Annotated in this window: 25 protein-coding genes; 1 reads left to right on the plus strand and 24 read right to left on the minus strand. The window is 54.2% G+C overall.

The window, feature by feature from the left end; all coding sequences use genetic code 11:
• Window positions 1-2 precede the first annotated feature (2 nt).
• The 20 genes from thpR to SPV1_RS09775 all read right to left on the minus strand — a co-directional run bounded on the left by thpR (window position 3) and on the right by SPV1_RS09775 (window position 20,438).
• On the minus strand, window positions 3-590 hold the full coding sequence (gene thpR, locus SPV1_RS09680; protein ID WP_231288368.1) for an RNA 2',3'-cyclic phosphodiesterase: 588 nt from the start codon (window positions 588-590) through the stop codon (window positions 3-5).
• A gap of 42 nt (window positions 591-632) precedes the next feature.
• Complete coding sequence (locus SPV1_RS09685; RefSeq protein WP_009851003.1) at window positions 633-2,504, minus strand: hybrid sensor histidine kinase/response regulator; 1,872 nt, start codon at window positions 2,502-2,504, stop codon at window positions 633-635.
• Between the two features lie 12 nt (window positions 2,505-2,516).
• Entirely contained in the window at window positions 2,517-4,049 is a 1,533-nt protein-coding gene (locus SPV1_RS09690) for an alanine/glycine:cation symporter family protein (protein ID WP_009851004.1), read from the minus strand.
• 90 nt (window positions 4,050-4,139) lie between these two features.
• The gene (locus tag SPV1_RS09695) at window positions 4,140-4,556 is read right to left on the minus strand and encodes a DUF4405 domain-containing protein (RefSeq protein WP_009851005.1); all 417 of its coding nucleotides are present in this window, start codon (window positions 4,554-4,556) and stop codon (window positions 4,140-4,142) included.
• Between the two features lie 121 nt (window positions 4,557-4,677).
• On the minus strand, window positions 4,678-5,322 hold the full coding sequence (gene trhA, locus SPV1_RS09700; protein ID WP_026195326.1) for a PAQR family membrane homeostasis protein TrhA: 645 nt from the start codon (window positions 5,320-5,322) through the stop codon (window positions 4,678-4,680).
• Between the two features lie 183 nt (window positions 5,323-5,505).
• Window positions 5,506-7,368 carry an ATP-dependent DNA helicase gene (locus tag SPV1_RS09705; RefSeq protein WP_009851007.1) on the minus strand — a complete coding sequence of 621 codons (1,863 nt, stop codon included), beginning with the start codon at window positions 7,366-7,368 and terminating at the stop codon, window positions 5,506-5,508.
• A gap of 15 nt (window positions 7,369-7,383) precedes the next feature.
• Window positions 7,384-8,334 (minus strand): ABC transporter ATP-binding protein, encoded by a 951-nt coding sequence (locus tag SPV1_RS09710; RefSeq protein WP_009851008.1) that lies wholly within the window; start codon window positions 8,332-8,334, stop codon window positions 7,384-7,386.
• A complete protein-coding gene (locus tag SPV1_RS09715) occupies window positions 8,331-9,299 on the minus strand; it encodes an ABC transporter ATP-binding protein (protein WP_009851009.1) in 969 nt (322 codons plus the stop codon). The genes SPV1_RS09710 and SPV1_RS09715 overlap by 4 nt, the downstream gene beginning before the upstream one ends.
• Window positions 9,300-9,397: 98 nt before the next feature.
• Window positions 9,398-9,883 (minus strand): hypothetical protein, encoded by a 486-nt coding sequence (locus tag SPV1_RS09720; protein ID WP_009851010.1) that lies wholly within the window; start codon window positions 9,881-9,883, stop codon window positions 9,398-9,400.
• A 130-nt stretch (window positions 9,884-10,013) separates the two neighbouring features.
• The gene (locus SPV1_RS09725; protein ID WP_009851012.1) at window positions 10,014-11,393 is read right to left on the minus strand and encodes a class II fumarate hydratase; all 1,380 of its coding nucleotides are present in this window, start codon (window positions 11,391-11,393) and stop codon (window positions 10,014-10,016) included.
• Window positions 11,390-13,024, minus strand: a complete 1,635-nt coding sequence (locus SPV1_RS09730; RefSeq protein WP_009851013.1) for a PP2C family protein-serine/threonine phosphatase — start codon at window positions 13,022-13,024, stop codon at window positions 11,390-11,392. The genes SPV1_RS09725 and SPV1_RS09730 overlap by 4 nt, the downstream gene beginning before the upstream one ends.
• A 67-nt stretch (window positions 13,025-13,091) precedes the next feature.
• Window positions 13,092-13,850 carry a hypothetical protein gene (locus tag SPV1_RS09735; RefSeq protein WP_009851014.1) on the minus strand — a complete coding sequence of 253 codons (759 nt, stop codon included), beginning with the start codon at window positions 13,848-13,850 and terminating at the stop codon, window positions 13,092-13,094.
• Between the two features lie 178 nt (window positions 13,851-14,028).
• Window positions 14,029-14,985, minus strand: coding sequence for a DNA polymerase III subunit delta (locus SPV1_RS09740; RefSeq protein WP_040881930.1), 957 nt, complete (start codon window positions 14,983-14,985; stop codon window positions 14,029-14,031).
• Between the two features lie 14 nt (window positions 14,986-14,999).
• On the minus strand, window positions 15,000-15,635 hold the full coding sequence (tmk, locus tag SPV1_RS09745; RefSeq protein WP_009851016.1) for a dTMP kinase: 636 nt from the start codon (window positions 15,633-15,635) through the stop codon (window positions 15,000-15,002).
• An 85-nt stretch (window positions 15,636-15,720) separates the two neighbouring features.
• Complete coding sequence (locus SPV1_RS09750; protein ID WP_009851017.1) at window positions 15,721-16,332, minus strand: TIGR04282 family arsenosugar biosynthesis glycosyltransferase; 612 nt, start codon at window positions 16,330-16,332, stop codon at window positions 15,721-15,723.
• Window positions 16,333-17,019 (minus strand): TIGR04283 family arsenosugar biosynthesis glycosyltransferase, encoded by a 687-nt coding sequence (locus tag SPV1_RS09755; protein WP_009851018.1) that lies wholly within the window; start codon window positions 17,017-17,019, stop codon window positions 16,333-16,335. It abuts the gene before it with no gap.
• Window positions 17,012-18,079, minus strand: a complete 1,068-nt coding sequence (locus tag SPV1_RS09760) for a hypothetical protein (protein ID WP_009851019.1) — start codon at window positions 18,077-18,079, stop codon at window positions 17,012-17,014. The genes SPV1_RS09755 and SPV1_RS09760 overlap by 8 nt, the downstream gene beginning before the upstream one ends.
• A gap of 69 nt (window positions 18,080-18,148) precedes the next feature.
• Window positions 18,149-18,733, minus strand: a complete 585-nt coding sequence (locus tag SPV1_RS09765; protein WP_009851020.1) for a methyltransferase family protein — start codon at window positions 18,731-18,733, stop codon at window positions 18,149-18,151.
• A 5-nt stretch (window positions 18,734-18,738) separates the two neighbouring features.
• Window positions 18,739-19,326, minus strand: coding sequence for a heme-binding beta-barrel domain-containing protein (locus SPV1_RS09770; RefSeq protein ID WP_009851021.1), 588 nt, complete (start codon window positions 19,324-19,326; stop codon window positions 18,739-18,741).
• A gap of 113 nt (window positions 19,327-19,439) precedes the next feature.
• Complete coding sequence (locus tag SPV1_RS09775) at window positions 19,440-20,438, minus strand: cytochrome-c peroxidase (protein WP_009851022.1); 999 nt, start codon at window positions 20,436-20,438, stop codon at window positions 19,440-19,442.
• 57 nt (window positions 20,439-20,495) lie between these two features.
• Here SPV1_RS09775 and SPV1_RS09780 point away from each other — a divergent pair, with 57 nt between their 5' ends.
• Entirely contained in the window at window positions 20,496-20,918 is a 423-nt protein-coding gene (locus SPV1_RS09780; protein ID WP_009851023.1) for a Fur family transcriptional regulator, read from the plus strand.
• Between the two features lie 7 nt (window positions 20,919-20,925).
• Here the strand turns inward: SPV1_RS09780 and SPV1_RS09785 are convergent, their stop codons facing one another.
• The 4 genes from SPV1_RS09785 to SPV1_RS09800 are packed head-to-tail and all read right to left on the minus strand — an operon-like array spanning window position 20,926 to window position 25,005.
• A complete protein-coding gene (locus SPV1_RS09785) occupies window positions 20,926-22,167 on the minus strand; it encodes a cytochrome c5 family protein (RefSeq protein WP_040881931.1) in 1,242 nt (413 codons plus the stop codon).
• Window positions 22,168-22,171: 4 nt separating this feature from the next.
• Window positions 22,172-22,840 (minus strand): cytochrome b/b6 domain-containing protein, encoded by a 669-nt coding sequence (locus SPV1_RS09790; protein WP_009851025.1) that lies wholly within the window; start codon window positions 22,838-22,840, stop codon window positions 22,172-22,174.
• The gene (locus SPV1_RS09795) at window positions 22,837-24,450 is read right to left on the minus strand and encodes a tetrathionate reductase family octaheme c-type cytochrome (protein WP_009851026.1); all 1,614 of its coding nucleotides are present in this window, start codon (window positions 24,448-24,450) and stop codon (window positions 22,837-22,839) included. Before SPV1_RS09795 ends, SPV1_RS09790 begins: the two co-directional genes overlap by 4 nt.
• An 18-nt stretch (window positions 24,451-24,468) precedes the next feature.
• Window positions 24,469-25,005, minus strand: a complete 537-nt coding sequence (locus SPV1_RS09800) for a Tll0287-like domain-containing protein (RefSeq protein ID WP_009851027.1) — start codon at window positions 25,003-25,005, stop codon at window positions 24,469-24,471.
• Window positions 25,006-25,082: the final 77 nt, after the last annotated feature.

Below are 25,082 nucleotides of genomic sequence, written 5' to 3' on the forward strand. Positions count from 1 at the left end.
CCTTACCCGGGTATGCGTTGCGCACCCCGACATTCAAATCTCTCCAACTGACGATACTGCGCTCCATCCGCGTGCAGAATGGACTGGAACAGGCACAGGTGATCAGCCTGCCAGTTGAGCTCCGGAACCGGCGGCAGTGCCTGCAAATCAAGCAATGCAGGCAGATGACCGTTCGCCCGCGCCAGTGTGATATGGGCGCGAAATGGAGCTTCTCTGGCAGTACGATTGCGAACCGTAACATGTCCTGCCCGCCTGCAACAACGGGCAAGATGCTTTAATGCGGGGTCGGCGGATAACGACTCTACACCTGCCCAGAACGTGCGGGGTCGACTGGCTTGCGGAAAGATGCCGCAGCCGGTCAAACAGAGGTGCAGCCGTGGTGATGCATCTGCACAAACGGCAAGCATCTCGGCCAGATCATCTGCATCGCGGCCGCTGACATCTCCATAGAAGGCCAGTGTCATATGCCATTGATGCGGTAACACAGCCCGCCACAAGTCGGGACCCAGCCGGGGGTATGCCAGCTGCCACCACGCATTGATTTCATATTTAATGGCTTCGGGCACTTCCAGGGCGGCAAACAATCGCATGCGGCTCATGAGCTCCTGTCGGCCCACTCACTATATATGCACTCATTCACCTGAAATCCCCGCGGCAATGGCTCGGCTCAGTTCAATCACATCCAGCGGTTTATTCAGCATCAACTGATGTTCGGGCATCAGTTCACTGGTTATATCATGATCCCGGTCATACCCGCTGACAAAAATGATACGGGCCTCTTTGTTGAGAGCCATAATGCGTTTTGCCGCTGCCACGCCACCAAGCACAGGCATCACCACATCCATTAACACCAGTGCAATGCCATCGCCATGTTCGCGGTAGAGTCTGATCGCTTCAATACCGTTAACAGCCGTCATCACCCGATAACCCAGCTGTGTAAGCAGTGCCTCGTGAGCTTCCAGCAGTGCCCGGTCGTCATCGACCAGCAAAATCATCTCATCATGCCCCTGTACGACCTGATCCGGCGGCATCGCAGTGGTAACATCCGACTCCTCTTCGTGAGCTAGCGGAAAATAGAGTGAAAAAGATGTGCCTTTGCCCGGTTGGCTGGTAACATCAATAACGCCGTGATGAGTTCGCATGGCACCATATATCATGGCAAGTCCCAGCCCCGTCCCTTTTCCCGCCTGCTTGGTTGTATAAAAGGGTTCGAAAATACGAGGCAGCATATCAGCCTGAATGCCCACACCGTTATCAGCAACCGTCAGTAGTGCATAGCTACGCAGTTCAGCCTGCGGGTGAGTGTTTACAAAAGATGCATCCGCCTGAAAATCGCTCAGCGCCACTCGAATCATCGGCGAGGATACTGTGGTCACTGCATCGCGGGCATTATTCATCAGGTTCATCAGCATCTGTTGAATCTGGGTGGCATTGCCATTGATATAGAGCGCCTTGTGACCCATGTGCTGCTCACAGTGGATATGCTCTTCGATCGATACCCTCGCCAGCTTATAGGCTTCGCCGAGAAAGCTGCGCAGATCAAACTGTGATAATTCAACGGAATCCCTGCGCGCAAAGGTAAGCAGTTGCTTGATCATATCTGCCGCATGCACCACCAGATCCCCGATTTTAGCGAGTCTTTGTTGAGCCTGCTCAGAGTGGACATCCCGTTGCATCAGATACAAATTGGCTGTAATGCCGGAAAGCATATTATTGAAATCGTGCGCAATGCCGCCAACCAGTGTACCGACCGCCTCCATGCGTTGTGCGTGTTCGAATTTTTTCTCGCTATTGCGCATGGCGGTCAGCGCTTTCTCTTTTTCCACCACCTCTTCACTCAGGCGGCTATTGGTCGCCTGCAACTGGCTGACACGCTCCCGTATGTCATTTTCCAGCCTTGCATTGACTTCAGATAACTCCTGCTGACTCTCCTTAAGCTGCCTGTTCAATTGCTCCATCATCACGTACTGCTTCTCATTACGCACCTGCAGCACGCAGGCAAGCAGTGTGAAGTAGAGATACATAACCGGTGCAAGAACCAACGTATCACGGCTGTAGGGCAAGTGAATCAGCCCCATTGCATGCATCACAACAGACACAGCAATCAGAAGTGCATAGGCGCCTAGCCAGATCCAGCCACTGCGTACGCCCATGATGAGAAAAGCCAGAAACGGGAAGCCGAGCGACCAGTAAATACCGACACTGCCAATACCACCGGCCCATGTAAGAGAGGCGAACACCGAGATACAGAGCAGCATCAGTACTTCATGAATATAGGACAACATCTGACCACGTCGGGTCTGATACCAATATATGGCCAGAATAATGACTGCGGTAAGCTGAATAATGGCCAGCTGCTCAAATCCGGCGATTGCATTGACGACTGTGAAAATAGCGGCAATGGGAATAGATATGCCGATCAACTGAATCATGGAGTCCCGATCCGCCTGTGGATGTTCATCCAGCGGGCGGTAACCGACAAGCAGCCTGCGCATGCTCGTCATGCCAGCTGAACCTTAAATCGCGTCACCATTGATGACCTCGCGGTCGAGTTCACCACTGCGCAGGCGCGCAAGGTAATCCTTCAGGGCAGCAGCCACTTTCCCCTGTAGCAGGTAAAGCGCCAGAAAGTTCGGAAAGGCCATACCCAGCAACAGCAGATCGGAAAAATCGAGAATATTGCCTGCACTGACCAGTGAGGCGAGCACGATAAACATCAGAAATATAATGCGGTATACCATCGAAAATCGTTCGCCGAACACATAGGTCCAGCAACGCTCGCCGTAATAGGACCAGGAGATCATTGTCGAATAGGCAAACAGTACGACCGAGACGGAGAGAATGATCGGAAACCATGAAATGACCGAACCGAAAGCAACAGCCGTCAGCGCTGCACCCTTGCTGGCTTCAACCAGCGCATGATGCTCCGGTGCGTTGTAAACCCCGGTCAGTACAATCACCAGCGCTGTCATCGTACAGATAATAACGGTATCGATAAACGGCTCGTACAGGGCCACAAAACCCTGACGGATCGGATAGCGCACCGATGCGGCCGAATGGGCGATCGCAGCCGAACCGATGCCCGCCTCGCTGGAAAATGCCGCGCGCTTAAAACCCTGCACAATAACGCCCACCACACCGCCGGCCACGGCCGTCGGTGCAAATGCCCCTGTGATAATGCTCATTACTGCTGCCGGGATATCAGTAGCATGTGATATGATGATCCACAGGCAGGCCGAGAGATAAATAAAGACCATTGTCGGTACCACAGCTTCAGCTGCATGAGCGATACGCTTAATACCACCGATAATGACCAGGCCGACAGCACCGGCCATAAATACACCGAACACCCAAGGATAGGTGGTGAAAAACGGCAGCTCATTCTGCACGGCCCCCAGCGCCTGAGACACCTGAAAGGCATTACCGCCGCCAAAGGATGCACCGACGCAGAGGACGGCGAAGAGGATAGCCAGCATCCGCCCAACTCCCGCCATACCTTTTTCGGCAAAACCCTTGGACAGGTACTCCATGGCGCCACCCATAATGCGGCCATCGCTGCGGAACTCGCGATACATCTGAGCCAGTGTCACTTCGGTAAACTTGGAGGTCATGCCGAAAAAACCGGCGATGATCATCCAGAAAGTTGCGCCGGGCCCGCCGATACTGACGGCAATCGCAACACCTGCGATATTGCCCAATCCAACTGTGGCCGATAAAGCCGTAGTGAGTGCCTGAAACGGACTAACCTCGCCTCTGTCTTCTGGCGACTGATATTTACCGCGGATAACCCGGAGGGCATGGCCCATCATGCGCACATTGATAAAACCGAAGCGGCAGGTCAGATAGACGGCGCCGACCACCAGCCAGGCAACGATAAACGGTACCTCAGCCTCGCCAGGCATAACATCATAAAACAGCACGCTGCCCAGATATCCGTTGAGGGAGCCGAAAAATGCATCAACGTCCGGTGCCGATTCAGCCTGTGCAAACGCCAGTTGTGCCGGCAGCAGCAACGATAACAGGATGATAGGCCTGAATAATTGTTTCATATAATGTTCTCCCGTCCAGCGTTAATCCTGCCGGAAAACAGGCACTTTCGCTACGTCTGAGCCCCCCATTCGAGTTTACCTGTCTGACAACTAGCGCATCTGGTGGTAATTCTGTTGCCCCCGTTGCACATCCGTTACCGGAGAGGCAACGGGTGCGAATGCCAGGAAAACCAGTGCTACGAGCCCTAATATGCCAATTGCTATTCTATAATTTTTTTCAGCCGAGGCTTTGCCTGTCACGACACTTTTAATGAATTTCAGATGTGTAATCAAATGCGCAGACATCAGCATCAGGAAAGTAACTGACAGATAAAAATGTATATCACCCCAGTCATGCCGCGTCAGATACCATACCTCATCCCCGCCACTTCTTGGTGGCAATGTGAATTTGAGCAACGTGCCGGTAGAGATCATCAGTGTTAATGCAGTAAATGAAAGCAGATCGACAACCTTTATGAGCATTGAATGATTCATGATTTCAGCAACAAGGAAATGCGGATTTTGCATAGGATTGGCATCATGTATTTCCCCCTGTAGTCATACGTTACCGTAGGTGATGCTCATTATCCAACATCACCCCGTTCTCACAAGCTATAGTGGTACGTCGTAGACAGAACGAATATATCAATCAGGCCGCATACCAGAGAATCGCAAAGTAGTGACATGTGGTTCCACCGATAACAAAGAGATGCCAGGTCAGGTGCCCGTAGCGCAGCTTCGCATCTGTTGCAAAGAACACCACGCCTATGGTGTAAAGCAAGCCTCCGGCAACCAACCAGAGCTGCCCCGCTGCTGGCAGCCTGGCAAGCAACGGATTCACCGCAAGAACGATAATCCAGCCCATGAACAGATAGAGGCTGGTAGAGATAATGGGATGGGGCTTTTTTTCGAATACCTTCAGCGCAACTCCTGCACAGGCAAGGCCCCAGACGAGAGCGAACAATGTCCAGCCCCAGGCTCCCTTCAGTACCCCGAGAGTGAACGGAGTGTAAGTGCCTGCAATGAGAAGGAATATCGCGGAGTGCTCGATGACCCTGAAGAGATCCTTGGTCTTGCCCGGTGCAAGTGCGTGGTACACGGTGGATGAGAGATAAAGAAATATGGCCGTCGCGGAAAAGACACAGGTGCCGACTACCTGAGCTGTGCCTCCCTGCTGCACCGCATGCATGATGAGAAAAGGCGCCCCGACCAGCATGGCAACCAGCGCCATCCCGTGGCTGATACTGTTCGCGAGCTCTTCCCCTCGCGATTGCCCGCGTGAGGAGCCTGTCATATCAATCGTGCCTGATCCCATTGATACCAATTCCCATAATTAACTCATCGGATTATCGTAGAATGGCGCAATCCAGCATATTCGGCAATGGATTGATTGATATTCGGGGCTGACGAATTACTCCGGCTCAGGGTCTGTTCTTGTTGGAGAACTATCGCGCGAATAAAAGCCATACCATGGCTTTTATTCGCTTGCTTCTTCGAAGAACCAGCGGACATCGGCGAGATCGTCGCGGATGGGGGCCGGCGGGAGATTATGTACCGCTTCGCGACCATAGGCTTTGTGGTAGAGGCGTGAATCGAGCAGTGCCATGACGCCGCGATCATCTTCGCTGCGAATCAGGCGACCGGCACCCTGTCTGAGGGTGGCGATGGCTTCGGGCAGCTGGATATCACGGAAACCGCTGCCCCCCTGCTCTTCACAGCGGCGGATACGCGCCTGCAGCAACGGATCATTGGGTGGTGCAAACGGCATTTTATCGATGATCACCATGCTCAGCGATTCGCCCGGCACATCCACGCCCTCCCAGAAACTGCGCGTGCCGCACAACACTGAATGGGTATCGGCCCGGAAGGCATCGAGAATGGCATCGCGACTACCGGACTCACCCTGAATCAGCACGTCCCACGGCAGCCGGCGGGCCAGCTCCGGCGCGACCTGCTTGAGCATCGACCAGGCAGTGAACAGCACAAATGCGCGTCCGCGCGATGCACGCAGCAGCGTCTCGATCTCGTCGGTCATGGTGGCTACAGCACCCGGTGAGCGGGAATCCGGCATATGGCGCGGCAGGTAAATCATCGCCTGCTGTGCATAATCAAACGGCGACGGATGGAAGCACTCCTCGGCATCGGCAAGCCCCAGACGATTGCGTGCATAATCAAATGAACCGGAGACACGCAACGTCGCGGAAAGTAAGATAAATGCCGCCTGACGACTCCACAGATGTTTGGCCAGAACGGGGCCTGTTTCTACCGGCGCAACGGTATAGCGCGTAAGCTCACCCTCCCCTTCCGACCAGCCGACAAAACCATCGCCGGGCTTTTTCACCATGGCGATCTCTTCCGCCAGTTGTTCCGCCCGCTCGGCCAACCGCGTCAGCGGCTCACTACGCTCCCGGCGCAGATCTGACAGCTTGAGCATATCACCCCAGGCCTCTTCCAGTGCTTCCAGACCGCTCTCCAGCCAGGCCTCCAGCACTACCCGCCCCTGTTCAACGATATCTTTTTTCAGTGCCGGCTCATCACCCATCGCTTCGAGCTCAGCCTGCATATCATTCAGCCACTGGATAAAGTTCATACGCGTTAACTGTATGCCGAAATGCTGGCCGGCCAGTTGCGGTAGCGAATGGGCTTCATCGAGCACATAGACATCGAAGGCCGGCAACACTTCACCGAAATCGCCGGATTTGAGTGCCGCATCGGCCAGCAGCAGACTGTGATTGGTCACCACAATGTCCGCACCCTGCGCCTTCTGCCTCGCCTTCATCAGCGGGCAGTGTTCAAACTCGGCGCATTTGGAACCGGCACACTGATCGGCCGTGGCCGTAATCATCGCACCGATACCTTTGGCAAACGGATCAAACGGCAGAGCAGCCAGATCTCCGTCCTGCGTCTTGCGCGACCAGTCCAGCACCTTGAGCATGGTTTTCTGTGCCCACAGCTCCACCTGCGGACTGGATATATGGGTTTTCAGCCGCTGCGGACAGAGGTAGTTGGAGCGTCCTTTCAGCAGCGCCACGCGTCGTTTGGCCCCCAGAGCCTTTTGTACGGCCGGCAGATCACGATGCACCAGCTGATCCTGCAGGGAGCGGGTATGAGTGGATATCAATACCTTATCGGATGAGCGCAGCGCGGGGATCAGATAAGCCAGCGTTTTACCAGTGCCTGTTTCCGCCTCTGCCAACAGACGACTGCCACTTACGATACAGCCGGCAATTTCGCCGGCCAGTTTGATCTGCTCCTCTCGCCGGCCATAGCCCGGCAACTGCTCATCAAGCAGACCGCCGCGCTCAAAATCGCGGCTTACCCGCCGGCCCAGATCACCCATGCATCACCACCTTTTTCACCGACAGGGGTGCAAGCAGGCATAACCCTCTGCATTAAGGCGGCAGTCAAAGTTGGCGCAGTCGGCCTGCACCCGCGGACAACGCAGTTGAAACGGACAACCGGAACCAGCCACGCCTTCATCGGCAGCAACCGGTACGCTATCCAGCGCCCGTTCAGCAGGATGGGCAATGGGACGCGCATCCAGCAAGGCTTGCGTATAGGGATGCCGACAACGGCCAAACACCGTTTCTGCACTGCCTGTCTCAACAATGCGACCGGCAAACATGACAGCTACACGGTCGGCAATATGGCGCACCACCGACAGATCGTGCGAAATAAACAGATAGGAGAGCCCGCGATCGCGCTGTAACTTGTTGAGCAGGTTCAGAATTTGCGCCTGCACCGATACATCCAACGCCGATACCGGCTCATCCAGCACCAGCACTTTCGGCTCCACGACCAGAGCGCGGGCTATGCCGATACGCTGACGCTGACCACCGGAAAACTGGTGCGGATAACGATCCATGCCCGAATCATCCAGCCCGCACAGGGCCAGTGTTTCGGCTACCCGCTGGCGCCTCTGGCTGTGAGAGAGATCGCGGTGGTGCACCCTTAAGCCTTCAGCCACCGACTCCCATATTTTCATGCGGGGATTGAGAGAAGCGAACGGGTCCTGAAAGACCATCTGGATAAAATGACGACGGGATCTCAGCGCACGCGCACTTAGGGATGAAACATCCTCGCCATCCCAGAGCATCTGCCCCGAATCGATTGGTAACAGACGCATTGCCATACGCGCCGTGGTAGACTTGCCGCTGCCCGATTCACCAACAATGGCCAGTGTTTCTCCGGCGGCCAGCTCAAATGAGGCATCAATCACCGCCCTCTTCTCGCCGGTGACGGCGCGAAACATGCCACCACCGGAGAAGCTTTTATGCAGGTTGGCAGCGGTCAGTATTGGCGTCATTGTCCGACCTCCGGCACATGCAGGCAGCGGGCAATATGCTCTCCACTTCTCCAGGCCTTCGCGGCCACAGGCGCCTGACAGGCGTTATCAGCCAATGCACAGCGCGGGGCAAAATGACAACCGGCCGGCCAGCGACCCGGCGGTGGCACCTGCCCGCCAATCACAGGCATCAACACTCCCGGTTCCGACACTTCCGGTCTGCAGCCCATCAGCGCACGCGTATATGGGTGCGCCGGATGATCGAAGATCTCTTTTACCGGCCCTGCTTCAACGATCTGGCCGGCATACATCACCGCCACCTGGTCACACATCTCCGCCACCAGCCCGAAATCATGCGTCACCAGTAACAGGCCGAGATTGCGCTTTTTCTGCAGGTTCAGCAGCAGCGCGATAATGCGTTTTTGAACCGATACATCGAGCGCCGTGGTCGGCTCATCGGCAATGATATAATCGGGATCGGCTGCCATCGCCATGGCAATAAGCACGCGCTGGCGCATACCGCCGGAGAGCGCATCCGGATACTGCGCCAGCAACTGCTCCGCATCCTGCATGCCGACATCCTGCAGCAGACCAATCGCCCGTGCGCGGGCCTGTCGTTTATCCATATCCAGATGCAGGCGGATCACCTCAATCAGCTGGCTGCCGACAGAAAACACCGGATTGAGTGCCGTCATCGGCTCCTGGAATATCATCGCGATGCGACCGCCCCGTATGTGTCGCAGTGTTTCGTCATCCATACTGAACAGACTTTGTCTGTCAATCAGGATATCACCGCCAGCTTTCGTCACGCCCTGATGTTCGCCCAGTCGCAACATGGCCTGGGCCGTCATCGATTTACCGCAGCCGGACTCCCCTACCAGACCCAGCACAGACCCCGCCTTTAGTTTCAATGAAACCCCGGAGACCGCTTCAACGGATTCACCCTGAATGGATACAGAAAGAGAGAGATCGGACACTTCAAGCATGGCGGCAGTGTGACCGATGCGCTACGCCCTTTCCAGCACAATCATGCAGGCACCCCGACAAGCTGCCTGCCACTTTCACCGCGATACAGTTTCAGCATTCAGCCCGGGGGAAACTGCTCTGCCAGCCTGTCCGGAACCTCGCCCTTATTCACCAGCTGCAAAGCCCCCGCTTCAAACACGACGGTAACCATGACAGCCAGCAACGTTGGTAACACGGCAATGCGCGAAATAGCTGTAAACATGATCTCAGCCATGCGGGCATCTGCGGCAGCCTGACTGATTAACCACCCTGCGAGCATCAGCACGGCCGTGATGCCATAGCCCCCCATCAGCCACAGACAGCGCCTGAAAGAGAGGCGCCAATGCATATCGACAAACCACGCCGTCGTTTTTGTTGAGCGCAGATATATGTAGACAATGACGGAGAGCGAACAAAACAGCGGTATCAGAAAACCGTACATGCCGACATTGAGCACGATAGCGGCCGGTGTCATCAACAGGTTGAAAAAGAATATGTTGAGCACAAACAGATTATGCGGAGTACGCGCCCGCTTCTTTTCCGCATCACTAACCTGATAATCCATGCGCTCTCCCGGCCTGTGACAGCCACAGGGCATCATTCATTGATTGCCTTGATCATTTAACCAACAGCATATATTCCCTTTTCGGCAGCCTGCCCAATGAAATCCGGCATCAAACGCCCGTGCTGAAACATCAACGGTTGGGATGCAGCATTGTCGCCGGATCCAGCAGGCGTTTTAAATCTGCCAGTGGCATCACGTCCTGCTCTTCGCATAGCTGACGCACCGTCTTGCCTTCAGCCACGGCCTGCTTGGCAATCTTCGATGCCCTGTCATACCCGATCACAGGCGCAAGCGAGGTAACCATGCTCATGCTCCACTCGATCTGTTCGGCACAACGCTCTGTATTTGCTGTTAAACCTTCAATGCACTTCTCTGCAAACATACGCGAGGCGGAAGCCAGTAATCTCTCCGATTCCAGCAGGTTATGCGCAATCACCGGCAGCATTACATTTAAATCCAGCAGGCCGGAAGCGCCGGCAAAGCTGATCGCCGCATCATTCCCGATCACCTGTGCACAGACCTGCGCCAATGACTCGGCAATTACCGGATTAACCTTGCCGGGCATGATGGATGAGCCGGGCTGCACGGACGGCACCGTAATTTCTCCCAGCCCGCATCTGGGGCCGGCATTGAGCAATCGCACATCATTGGCAACCTTGACCAGACTCACAGCCACTGTTTTCAGCTGGCCGGAGAGTTCAACTGCCGCATCCTGTGCCGCCTGTGCCTCAAAATGGTTGGATGCTTCATTGAATTTGATGCCGTAATCACGGGAAAGCTGCATGGCAATGCGGGCGCCAAACTCGGCATGGGTGTTCAAACCTGTGCCTACGGCGGTACCGCCCTGAGCAAGTTCGGTGATACGCGGCAGACAGCTCTCCAGTCGCTGGATGCCCAGCTCCACCTGTCTTGCCCAGCCGGAGATCTCCTGGCCGAGCGTAATCGGAGTGGCATCCATCAGGTGGGTGCGACCGATCTTGATAACTGTGTCGTTCGCCTTCGCTTTCTTTACCAGTTCCACATGCAGCTGCTTCAGCGCAGGAATCAGGTCGGCGAGCAGCAGGTCGGTTGCGGCCAGATGGATAGCGGTTGGGATCACATCATTGGAGGACTGCCCCATATTGATATCGTCATTGGGGTGAACACTCACTTTACTGCTGAGTTGCGCGCAGCGGTGGGCAAGCACCTCATTGGCATTCATATTGGTGGATGTACCGGAACCTGTCTGGAAAATATCCAGCACAAACTGGTCATCCCACTTACCCTCGATCATTTCGGCAGTCGCCTTGCGAATCAGCTCGGCCCGATTCTTGGGCAAGCGGCCCAGCCCCAGGTTGACCGATGCGGCAGCCTGCTTGATATGCCCCAGCGCCTTGATAAATTCCCGCGGGAATCGCAAGGTTGATACCGGAAAGTTTTCGACTGCACGCGCCGTTGATGCACCGTACATCGCCTCAGCCGGCACCTGCATCTGCCCCATCGAATCCGATTCCGTTCTATACTCGCTCATATTTGCTCCTTGTTTGCCTCACAATGACGCACGCATAACAGCGTCAGGTCATCATCATCATCGCTACGGCCATAATCGTTCAACCTGTTAAGCAGCGCTTCGGGCAGCTGCTTCAGGTCGGTAATATCCTTGTGTTCCAACAACCATTGCTTGAGTCGAGCCTCGCCAAAGCGTTCATGCCCGTTATGGCTGGAAGATTCGGTTACACCGTCGGTATAGCAGAACAGGGTATCGCCCTCATCAAGCTCCGTACGCGTCACCTCATAACTGATCCCCTTAACCAGACCGAGCGGCGGCGACAGCGCTGCAAGCTGCTCAACGCCATCATGACTGCGCAGCAGCAACGGTGGCACATGGCCGGCATTGATCCATATCAGAGAGTGTGACTGCGGCTGCAATTTACCCATAAACAATGTCACAAAGCGCCCGCCGGTCAATGTCTCACACAGCGCTTCATTGAGATAGTTCGCAGCCTCTTCAATTGGCCAGTCCAGCGTAGCCAGACCTCGCAGCATGGCTTGCAGATTTGCCATGGTCAGTGCGGCCGGATAACCCTTACCGGAGACATCGGCAATCATCAGCCAGATACGCCCATCTTCCAGTTCGATATAATCGTAATAATCACCGCCCACGGAAAAGCAGGTCTGCTGAAACCCGAGCAGTTGGTAAAACGGAATGACCGGTGCAAACTTAGGCAGCAACCCCTGCTGGATCTCGGCAGCTATGGCCAAAGAATCTTTCAGATCCTCCCGCTCGCGCAGGCCTCGCATGGCCGTATTCAGGCCAAGCGCCAAATCACCAAATTCATCATCCATCAACACCGGCACACAGGCATCGAACTGCCCCTTAGCCAGTTTCTTCAGGCCGGATTCCAGTTCCTGGGTAACACGTTTAAGCGTATGGCTGATCGTCCACACCAGTATCATACTGGCTGAAACCGACATCATCAGCAGCACCAGCGCCTGCATCAGAATAAAGTGACGGCTGGATTCATCACCGCTCAGAGACAGATAGACATAGGCGGAGAGAATCAGGGTCGGAACCAGGCCGGTAACCATAAATACCAGCCAGGGCCGATGTGTGGAGGACGTAAACTGTCGGAAAGAGTGCCCTTCATCCAGATGGCCCTGAAACAGACCATGTCCGGAGAGATGCAGGCGCAGATTGACGCTGAATACGATGGCATTGGCCACTGCCAGTGCCGGAGCCAGTACGCCGGCTCCAAAGCCGAAGTTCAGAAACAGGGAGATAAGCACACTAAGGGGCAGATCCCTCCCGCCGGCCAGTGCCGTCAGGGCGACAGCACCAAACAGATACAAGGCAAAACTGACACCGGCAATGCTGAACAGCTTCAGAACACGCCAGGGAAAATCTGCCATGACTGTTTCGACTCTGCGCGCACTCCTTTCAGGGTTAGCAGATCTCAGACAACGGCTTAATGATCGGCAGGAGAGCCAGGCGGCTATGCCGAAGGTCAATACAAAAACCACCATATCGGCCAGTGACAGTACCCATGTAATACCCAATGCTTCGGTATTGCCGGTCCAGCGCATGATGAACTGCCCCAGTGCGAAAACCAGTAACAGCGGCCAGAGATAAAGCGTAAATCGCGCGAATGGGTGTTGTAGCATTACCCCGACTCTAGGAGCCAGCCTCCGGCATGACAAATCCCAATTGGATCTGTTAATCCCGACCGGGCTAACGGGTTTCCAGCATGGCCAGTGAAGGTGATGCACCGACAAGGCGCAGTGAAATGCTGCCTGAGCCGGCCAGCGCCGGTCCGGAATAGGCGATGAACGGCAACCCCGCTTGTGACAGGGGCAGAACCAGCTGAACGCTTGGCGTCAGAGCAGATAACCATGAGTCCAGTTTTACCTCAATCAGTGCGCAACGCACCCGGCCGGCAGCCGTGGCTACCTGTCTGTATCCGGTCGGCATCGCCCGAAAATCATAGACTTTTCCGTCTGCGTAGTTCAGTGCGGAAAAACGAAAGACATCTCTGCCTGCGAGCGCAGGTATAAGCATGGCAGGTAGACCGCCCAGATCAAGCAGGCCATCCTGATCAATCCGCCGCTCAACGACACCAGTACCTGCATGGCGACGATAGAGGGTCGGCTCACCACGGTGCAGGCCGTAAATCACCTCCACCTCCTCATGCTTCTGCAGATCTTTCCGCAAGGCATAGAGGGGCTTTCCATCACTTTGCTGCAGCACGTGGCGGGCCTGCATACTGCCGCATTCCCAGACAACTTCACGCGCAGCTACCCCATGAAAATCAATCAGTCGAACCTGGTAATAAACCAGTTCATTGCCAGCATCACTACTGTAAACAAATGCTCCGCTACCCGGTGACGCCAGAGCTGTTCCGGTCATGGCGTATATCAATACCAGAAAACAGCAGAGCAGCTTCACTTTGCTGGTAATCATATCGCCGAGGCCAGTTACCGAATTCAACATACCTGTAACAAAGCAATATACAGGCCACTATCGAAAACAGGGATATGAAAGAGCATAAAAGTATTATATATCAGCTCGTTGAGAAACTATAGTGATGCGACACTGTGGCCCCGGGATAACACCCCGGCACGGTTATTTTTACCGCATCGGAGACAAAATTTCACGTCTGTGGCCCGATTCAGGTAGTCCTGTCTACTGGCATCGCTTTGATCGCGGAGCGCAGAGCCAACACATAGGCCAGCAATGTAGGTGCCGCACGCAGACTACTGCGCACCACATCCGCAGGCCAGCGGGCACAATCATGTGCTGCGCTGCGCAACAACTCTGCTGCCGTGAATGAGGCTGCATCGAACTGCTGCTGAAGCAGCGGATAAACCGGTGCAAGCAGAGTGCGCACAATCAGCGCATGCGGCACAATGCCCACATGCTGCCTGATCCACTCATCCACACGCCCGATATCGGCATGATCCAGCTGCGCAATCAACGCTTGCCATGCAAGCAGTGCATCAGCAATTTTTTTATCCTGCAGAGATGCGACCATACCCGGGCACCCCTCTGCCAATTCTACAGCCAGCTCCAGTGTGGCGACATCCGGCTTATTATCCCCCTCCATCAATGACGCATCGAGTATCCGGCGTACATCATGTTCGGCCAAAGGCATGCACTGTTGCAGCATGCAGCGGGAACGAATGGTCGCGGGCAGGCGTTCCAGGTCGGCACAAACCATCAGCAGCACACTTCCCGCTGATGGCTCCTCCAGCCCCTTCAGCAGGGCATTGGCAGCCTGATGATTCAATCGTTCCGCATCATCCAGGATCACCACTCGTCGCTCACCCTCGCTGCCGCTCAGGGAAAGAAAGCCGAGCATCTGACGTACCTGCTCGATATTCACATCGCGTTTGCCTTCAGCAAGCCCGACTCTGTACACATCCGGATGCGAACCAGCGGCAAGCATCCTGCAACCATGGCACTCGCCGCAATCGTTATGGGAATCGCACATCAACAGGCCGGTCAGCCTCTCGGCCAGCATACGCTTGCCGATACCTTTCATGCCGTAGAGCAACCAGGCATGGTGCATACGCTGTTGTTTCAAAGCCTCTGTAAAACGCAGCTCAACCCGTTGGTGACCCAGCACCGGAGAATTGTGACTCACAGGGAGAAACGCGTCCGGATGATATGATGAACCTGCTGCTCAACGCTCTTGATATCACCGACAGCATCCACGCGCATCATCCGCCCCGGCTCCGCTTCAGCCTGACTGGCGAAGGCAGCTGTCACCCGCTGGTGAAAAGAGAGAGCCTCATCATCCAGACGGGTACTCTTCTCCCCCGCCTGTTGTCGCTGGCGCATCCGTTCCAGAGCCGCTGATACAGGCAGATCAAACCAGAGTGTCAGATCAGGCGTCACGCCGCATTCGGCAAATGTCAGCATCTGACGCAGGAGCTCATCAGCTGCGCCCAGCTTTCTGGCTGCCAGCTGATAGGCCAGTGTGGAATCACTGTAACGATCGCACAATACCCAGTCGCCCCGTTGCAGGGCCGGTTGCACAACTTCGCGCACATGCTGGGCGCGATCTGCCAGAAACAATAACATCTCACATTCAGGCACCGGCACATCCTCACCGGATAACAGCAGTTGACGAATCTTTGCACCCAACTGCGTATCACCCGGCTCGAAGGTGGTAATAATGCGCTTCCCGATTGATGTCAGCCAGTCGGCAGTCAAACGCAGTTGCGTGCTCTTGCCGCTACCATCGCCACCTTCAAATGTGATCAACTTCCCCATACTCACGCTCCAGTCACCCCACCCTGCTCTTGGCAGTCGCTCAAGGCTGAAGAAACGCAGCCGCCACGTAAACCGGTGATTGACGCTACGGCCATTGCCAGCCACACTGCTTTGCCCGATCCACATCTTCCGGAAAATCAACATCGAAACCGGTATCCAACAGCGCCACAGCGTCTCCCTGCCTCTCAATATTGACCAGCGTCTGTACCAATACTTTGCCCGATGACCACTGAACACCGGTAAATATTGATGCTAATAGCCTGCGCATGGCTACCAGGTCATAGCCGCCATCTTCCACCGGACCAAGTACAATATCGTGATCCTGTAAGGCGTCGGCTGCCTGCAGCAAACGCTCATCCGGCATATGAGGCGAATCTGTACCAAGTAACAATACCGATCCGGCACGAGCTGCAAAGGCATACCGGGCCTGCAGCGCCATACGCTGCCCCAGATCTCCCTCTCCCTGTGCACGTAGCGGCAGATCAAAGCCGGCAAAGAACGGGTGTGTCACATCATCAGCGGCTATCACAACATCTGCAAACAGACGTGCAGCCCGCAAAATAACGGTTGTTGCCATGGCGGCATGCAGGGCCGCTGCCTGAGCCGGCGAATAACAGGAGGTCAGCCGCGTTTTCACACGCCCCGTGACCGGAGCCTTGCACATGATGATGACCTGTATGCCTGTCACCTGCTGCATTCAGCGCACCTGCCTGTACATGCTTGCCAGATCCCCTGCCGGGACACCGAAAAAATAGAGCAGGCGCAATCGCCACATCAACATCACGGTCTTGAGTATGCCATGTGTCTCCCAGCGGCGGCTGCTGGTGGTAACCTGCTCACGCAGGCAGGCGATATGCCCCTGTCGTTTCAACCGTTTGGTAAACTCGATATCTTCCATCAACGGCTGAGAAGGAAAACCTCCTGTCGCCTCAAAGTGTGAACGGCGGACAAACAGACACTGATCGCCGGTACTGATCAAAGTCAGGCGGGAGCGCGTATTGATAAACCATGCGATCATCCGCAGGAGCGGATGCCCGCCCGAGAATCGAATATCAAAACGACCGGCAACTGTAGCAGCATCCTGCATGGCTCTTTTGACTGCCGTAAAACAGGATGAGTTAATCTCTGTATCCGAGTGAATAAACAACAGAATATCCGCATCTGTGACAGAGGCGCCGGCATTCATCTGATTCGCCCTGCCTGCTGCACGACTGATCCAGCGGATGGTTGAGTTCTCCAGCATCTGACATGTGCCATCGGTTGAGCCGCCATCCACAATCACCACTTCATCGGCCGGCAGCGCATGCAACCGCTCGAGCAGCGCAGGCAGCAGAGCCTGCTCATTGAGGACAGGCACAACCACTGCGATGCTGCATTCACGCATCAATGCTTAAGGAGACCCAGCCACTGCCCGGCTCGCGAAAATTGGTCACCTGACCGCTCCATGCGCGACCGGCCAGCGCAATCAGGCTCTCACCATGCATATAAAGGCGTATATCCAGTTTCAGCTGCCGCCCCTCCACTTCCACTTCGGAAGCAGGCACCAGTTGTTGCACAATGGTCTCATCTACATCCATAGATTCCAGTCGCTTACGACTCATGGCTTTGCCGAGGATTACGCCCTTACCGCCGTGACGTGCCGCAGGCTTGAAGACCCACTGTTTGCGATCGCGCCACATCGCCTGATGATCCATATCTGCCATTCTGTGCGTTTCCGGCGTGACAGCTCGGATCAGGTCGCACTGATTCATATCAACGCATGACTCCAGCAATCCCGGTTGCCACCAGTCCACCATGCGCCTTTTATCACCAATCAGTGCATAACTGCGCGGGTGTGGATTGATCACGACCTGCCCTGCCTCGTAGGCCGCACGCACATGAGCCAGTTCACGCTCCTCCAGATAAAAGTCCGTATGCCTGTTATAAATGGCATCAACACACTCATCCTTGTAGGTCAGTCGCCCACCTGTCGGTTGCAGATCCTGCGGAGAGACTACACAGGCGTGACGCCCGTCAGCACGCAGTAAATCGGCATAGGCACACATTTCCGGATACATGTATTGCGCAGTGACATCTTCGTCCATGATGGCGATATTCATCCACTGTTGCGGAAACATCGCGACCAGTCGCTCCGGCAACAGGCCGGGCAGATGTGCGTTAGCGGGCTGAGGTAACCAACGCCCGTCCCCGATATAGAGGCCGCCCGCATTATTATTGATCTCAATCAGCTTCGGGCCACTTGCAGTCAAATGAAAATCAAAACCCATCAGCACACTGGGCCATGCTGTAGCAATACGGGCAGTAGCAGGCAGCTCATCTTCCAGTGCTACCAGATAGGCGGGGTTATCTTTCAGGCGGAACACGGTGCGGGAAAAACGGAGCATCGTATCCAGATCAGAAGATGAGATAGGTACAGGGGTTTCGCTGGCCAGAGACGTCGTCATGGGCAAAACCTAGAGGCTACGAACGGAATTGCATCCATCAGATGATTGGCCTGCAGCAGCGTCATCTGTTCATCTCCGCCGACAGCTCCGGAAATGAGGCAAAAAAGCAGGTACGCTCCTGCGGTAAGCAGCATATTCCGGGTGATGTTCGAGCATCCTGCGCTCTTCCAGCCGGGATCCGATCAGAAAATAGAGTGCAACGGCCAGTGTCATACTCAGGCTGTTGATACTCTGAAGCGGGCTGGCAAGCAGCATCAGTATGACTCCGCTATACATCGGGTGGCGCATATAACGGTAGATACCGCTGATCACAAACGGATCGACATCGTGAGCCGACCGCCGAAACCCCAGAAAAGCCATGGTATCGATCGGTCTGAAGGCGGCGAAGATGATGATCGCACCGGTGATTTGCAGCATAACCAGCATGTAGAACAACACACCCTCTGCACGAAACAGCTGTAGGTCCGGCAATGCGTGAATGCAGAACAGCCATATAGCTGTCAGCAATAGCGACACAATCGTATAGAGTAGTCTGTAGCGCGGCTCATCCCATCCGTTTGATGCTGCCCATTGCTTGCAACGACGAGTGGCCAGCAGACTGTGGATGATGGCAAATACGAGCGTACTCAGCCAGATGAGCAATATGCTCTGCAACGGGGCTAATCTGTTATTCGTGTCAGGCGGTTGCAGTCTGTGTGGTGGAATATTCCCTCGACACCATGAATCTGCAGATGGGTATCCTCATGGTAGGAAAAAGCGCCGTCCTCATGCAGTTCGACCGACAAATCATATCGCACCGTTCTGAAAGCCTGATCCAGAAACGGATTGGAAAGGATGCCGAAGGTGGTTGACCCGAGCAGGGCTTGCATGGTGAATGCTGTCGCATCCGCAGATGCATCGCCTCCGGCATTGATGGTGACGCCGCGGGGCACCATAAAACAACGCATCACCTGCCCTGCTTTGGCATCCCACAACCAGTAACCGACCTCTTCATGGAACGGGTCGTCACAACCCAACGGCCATGCCGTGGTTGCGTAGCGTAACCCGTAAAGCAGCTGGGGACCGTTGACGACCGGCCCCAGCGGCTCAAACTGCAAGCGCTCACGATACGGCGTTTCCACCGGGCCATGGCGACCCGCTGCCACATCTATGCCTGCCTCTCCACTCCATGTGCCTGCAAGGCCGGAGAGTGGCCCGAGACAACTCACTATATCGGCACCACCTACCGCCTTATCAAATACATCCATGATTCTCTCCTTTTACGACAAAGAGACACAGAGTCACGAAGAAACAATATCTGATAAAGATCGTAAATCTTCTTATGACTCTGTTTCCCTGCCCACTGCGGTAACGGTTTTGACTAATCCATCCAGTTCAGGGCGTGACCTGCCGGACGCGGAAAGACCGGATATGTAACGCTTGGAGGTGTACCGGTCAGTGTTTTCAGAAAGGCCACGATATCGGCCACATCGGCATCGGACAGCTTCGTGCCCAGTTGTACCCTGGCCATTATGCGTACTGCTTCGCTCAGTGTTTTCACCGAACCATCGTGAAAATACGGCGCCGTCATTGCTACATTACGCCAGGACTGCACGCGGAAGTAATGATCATCATCATGCTTGCCGGTCACAGCTTCGCGACCTGTATCAGTGCCATAGTTAAATTGCTGGAATGTATTATTGGTGAACAACGGACCCGAGTGGCAGGAAGTACAACCAATATCATCCACCTTCTTCATACCGCGTTTGGCGGCAGCCGAAATATCGCCTTCTCCCCGCACATAGCGATCGAATGGCGCATCCGGAGTCAACAGCGTACGCTCGAATGCACCAATGGCTTTGGCCATGTTATTGAAAGAGAGGCCGTTTTTACCGAACACCTTATCAAACTCAGGTCCGTAACCGGCTTCCTGCAAACGCGCGACGAGCTGCGCCTCTGTGTCATCGGCCATTTCCACCGGGTTCATCGGCGGTCCCTTGGCCTGATCCTCCAGCTGTGGAGCGCGCCCGTCCCAGAACTGCGTTGACCAGAATGCAGCGTTAAATGAGGTCGGCGCATTACGGCCGCCTCTCTGCCATTTATGCCCAATCGAACGCACCTGATTATCCACACCCCATGAGCCAAGGTTGTGGCAGGAGTTGCAGGAAATATTTCCGCTCTTCGACAATGCAGGATCCAGGTACAGCTGCTTGCCCAACTCGACTTTTGCAGGGGTCATCGGATTATCAGCTGGCACGGGTACGCTAGCCGGCAGTGCTCCCATGCCTTCAGGCACATCGGCCGGTCGCTCAGCTGCCTGAGCCAGTCCGACGGACGCAGTCATAAACGCTATGGCACAGTATGATATATATGTTTTCATATTCACCCCTTTTTTAGGAATATTTACTATTTAGGAATAGTATGCAACCATACGCCCATGTCAACCAACCATGAAATCTCCACCCTGTTGCGCAGCCACGGCCTGCGCCTGACCCCACAACGTCTGGCCGTGGCCGGACTGGTTCTACCCAGACATACTCATGTCACCGCGCGCAGCGTTTATCAGCAACTCAAGAATGAACATCCTGCCCTGTCGATGAATACGGTTTACCTGACGCTGGGCCAGCTAGAGTCCTGCAATCTTCTCAATCGCTTTGAAATCAATGGCAATGCAGTTTTTGACAGTAATACCCTGCCACACGATCACGCCTGTTGCAGTAAATGCGGCACCATTATCGATCTGCCCGGCGCACAGCCGGAATTACCACTGCTGCCCACAGCATTAAAGGAGTGGCAAATATACGGCGAACAACGCATCTGGATTGGGCTCTGCCCGGCTTGCATCGGTACCGACGGATGAGTGGCACTCACTTGTGCGATTTTCCGGCCTGATCAATCATATAGTCCACAGCCGCTCTCACCCGGCCATTGGAACAGGCATCGCATCCACCTTTGGCCGGCATATTGCCGTTACCACGAATGGCTATTTCATATAATTTTTCGCGTCCCTGATCCAGCAACACATCCCAAACATGTTTATCCGGGCCCGGCGCCCCCATCAGCTGACTGGCATGGCACATCTCGCAACTGGACTCATACAGCTTTTTACCATCATCCAGCGAGAATTTTCTGCCCATCTCCACTTCCACTGCGGGAGGCTGGCTCTTCACTGACTTCAGGAAACTGGCAATAGCCAGCATATCATTACGATTCAGATAGCGCAGGCTGTTATGTTCAACACCTTTCATCGGGCCGTCCAGCTCGGCATGTGTCGGCATTTCATTATGCAGAAAAATATTCGCGACATCCTTGTTGGCCAGATGCCGCAAACCTTGTGAGGTAATATTCGGTGCATAATAGCCCTCCACAAATGCTCCGGCGAGATAATGATTTTGCTCGGGGACACCAAAATAATTCAATGTTGTATGACATAAAGCGCAATGACCGGGGCCTTTTACTATAAACGCCCCCCTGTTCCTGGCTGCAGAGAGAGCCGGATTTGCCTTGAATTCCCCCTTGCGGAAGTTAAAGAAGAGCAGTCGCCATCCAGCTTGCAGCACGCGGTAATTGAACGGCCACCTCATCTCCTGCTTATGATTTTTCTGCCGAACCGGAGGAACGGCATCCAGATACGCTTTGATATCCAGCACATCCTGACGACTCATCTTGTTAAAATAATTATATGGGAACACCGGATAATAATAGGAGCCGTCAGGTGCTATGCCCTGACGCACAGCCCGTACAAAGTCATCATCACTCCAGGTGCCAATGCCGGTATCTTTATCCGGTGTGATATTCGGTGCGTATAGTGAGCCGAATGGCGTTTTTATCTTCAGGCCACCGGCAAAAGGTTTGCCATGATCCGCCTCATTGGTATGGCAGGTAAAGCAATCCGCCATTTTGACCAGATATTCACCACGCCTGATTTGTTCGGCACTATGCCCGGATTGAGTGAGGTTGAGTGCCGGGTAGTTCGAATCACTGAACGCAATGGTACCTGGATCGGCATGCGCAGAATCTTGGAACCCGATCACCGGAATGAACCCCAGAAGCAAAGCAATCGTTAGCAGCAACCTGTTGTAATCGCTATCAGCAGATAACATAGTCATCAGATTATCCGTCAGCATTATCTTTGATATGTCCCGGCTCATCTGCTTCCAGATAGGCCTCTTCAACAACAGACAGATCAACCTCATCAAAACCATCAATCATCGGTGTAACATGATGAATAAAGCCCTTGCCGATTGTCAACATATACAGGTGAATCATCAGAAACAGGATCAGGGCAAAAGCTGCCAGCGTATGCACCAGCGCCACTGCCGGAGGAAAATTCACCAGCCCTGTCCATGTTCCGCCAAGCACAAGATAGAGGTAAATCAGCCCCGAAATCCATACCATCGGGAAAATCACTACCTTTACCCCCAAATATGCAGCTGCCTGCAAAGGATTGTGCTTGCGCCAGAAGGCCTTGCGGTATGGATGGTGCTCCCCCTGAAATATGCCATAGGAATAGAACCGGACGATGCGCCATAACCCCTGCCTTGTCGGCATATAATGTCTCCAGTTACCCGTGGTAAACAGCCAAAAGGTGGCAAAAGCCCACAGTACCAATAACCCTGTGGCTACTGCTGTATGGATATTTACCGCAGTTTCAAAGCTGATTAACGTATGAATGCCGTGAATTCTCAACCCGGTAAACAACAGGGTCAGAATGGCCCCCGCCTGCAACCAGTGCCATAACCGCTCAAAACGGGTGTAAATCATAATCCGGTGCATACTCATGACTGTCTCCTCCTCGCTCCTGCGAACAGACGCATCAGCATATGAATCAGAATGGCCAAAGCCGTCAGGGCGATGGCAATCCATGCAGTCTTATCCAGCCATGGAAAGCGATCATGACTGGCCAGATATATACCACCGATCCCATCCAGACGCCCGCTGGCACTGTGGCACTCCATACACGCCAGTGCATTCTCTTTCGGGGCAACCATGTGCGTGGTCGGCCAATAGGAGTAGGTTTTTATAAAGCCCACCTGACCGCTGAAGGGCAGGTTTGCATCCTTCATTCCGCGCGCCACAGCTTTGGTCAGGTTGAAGTTACCCCAGAACGATTCGTCGTCATTTCCCCACAGGTGTGTATAAACCAGATTGTTGTATTTTTTGTCGTATTGCAACCATGTCTCCATGCGTTTGAAGGGCCAGATGCGCGATGCCGAATCTTCGGATGATCCTTCCAGGTGGTTGATATCAACAGGTTTGGTCGGATCAAAATGGGTGTCTACCGTGGTATAGATTGTTTCACCATTAAACCAGGCATAATAAGGCACGACATTTTCGCCATTTTTAAAATTGCCCTTGATTGACCAGTAAGTCTCCCGCTTTTCACCGTTACCCTGAGTATAATCCTCTTCCATAAACCCCTTACCGTTTTTTGTGCGGCCGGCTGTACGCCAGTCCCAGAACGTGCGGGTCGCTACACCACCACGGGCAAACGCCGGGATATGACAGGACTGACAGGCTACGCGTTTAACATGTGTGTTGAGCATCAGGTGTTTCACCGAACCCTTCGGGTGCGGCGTTAGCCCGTGACAGGACTCGCATGATGTCGCCATACGCCGGAAGCCAGGTTTGCCGACACCTTTGGTATCTTTCGCCAGCAACTGATAACGGCTGCCACTCCATAAATGGTTCCGGGTCATATGACAGGCCGTACAGGCAAAGTTCTGCCCGTCCGGAGACATGTGAACGTCTACCGATTTCGGCGGATTTGCCATGATGGATGAGAGATCGCCATGTTTGACATTGTCACCGCCGCCGCCGTAAAAGTGGCAGGATCCGCAGTTTGCACGACCGGGCATGCCGACATTCTGGGCTACCTGCTTCCAGTCGATCGGTTTTTTTCCGGCAAACAGAATAGAGCATGCAGGACTACCCTTGGTGGGTGGCAACCGATAATAGCTCCCCGTTGTATCATGGCAGACAAGACAATCTATTTTATCCTGTGTCTTCGGTAACTTGAAGTTTTTAGCGCCATAGCTGATATGGCACTGAGCACACATGCCCTCGTTACCACGGGCATTGCTGCAGAAGTTATTGATAAGGTGTTCCTTGCCCAGTAACTGCCCTGTTTTCTTGTTATGATAACTCCATGTCCAGTGGATGTTTTTCATAATTTGCTTGCCGGCCTGATTATGGCAGGAGAGGCAGGCTTCAGTCACCTCCGGGCCTGTCTTAAAATCTTTCTGCAATACCTTAAACTGCGAATGATCCGCGGTTGTGCTGATCGGATGCGCTGTTTTTTCTTCGGAATAACCGTATGCCGCCCATGTGATGGTGCCGGCAAAGCATGATAAAAGCAGAAGTATCTGTAGCAGTTGAACATATCGTTTCATAGCAGCCTCCCCCTGTTCTTATAAGCGCTTACTTAAACTGAAGGCGCCTCTGACCTGCCCCAACTCATAACCTGTAGCCTGATCCTGCGGGTAATACTGTTTCAGTGCCGCAGTCACATCCGGACTAATAACCTTGCCATGACAGACAAGACAAACCGGTTCAACCACCTGAGCCTTCATAAAACGGTACTGACCCTTTTCGATATGGCTGGCAATCATCCCTGAGACCGGTTTACCCGCTGCCTGCTCTCGGTCAAACCGCCGGAGAACAGCACTCTCCCATGCATCGGGGATTGCCGTTTGTTGATTGCGAGGCTTCAGACTAACCCGTTTAATACTCCAGCCGGTTTCATCGCCAAGTTGTACTGCCAGTGTCGGTGCGGTTTTCGAACAGACCGCAACAGCGTGTGCCGGTCCTCCTTCCTGCAGCGCTTTTTTGAGCTTCGGCTTAAGGGTTGCGACAAACTGCTGCACGATAGACGCCGCCTCTTTCTGTAAAGCAGCCTGTTGCTGTGCGTCCACTACCGGCTCACGCAGACAGCCGGTCAGCACCATTGTTATAGATAAAAATAATAACGGCCTGAGCAACATAAGCCCTCCATAAACCCTCAAAAACCATTATATCATGATAA

The sequence above is a fragment of the Mariprofundus ferrooxydans PV-1 genome, from assembly GCF_000153765.1.
In the GTDB taxonomy this organism is placed as follows: domain Bacteria; phylum Pseudomonadota; class Zetaproteobacteria; order Mariprofundales; family Mariprofundaceae; genus Mariprofundus; species Mariprofundus ferrooxydans.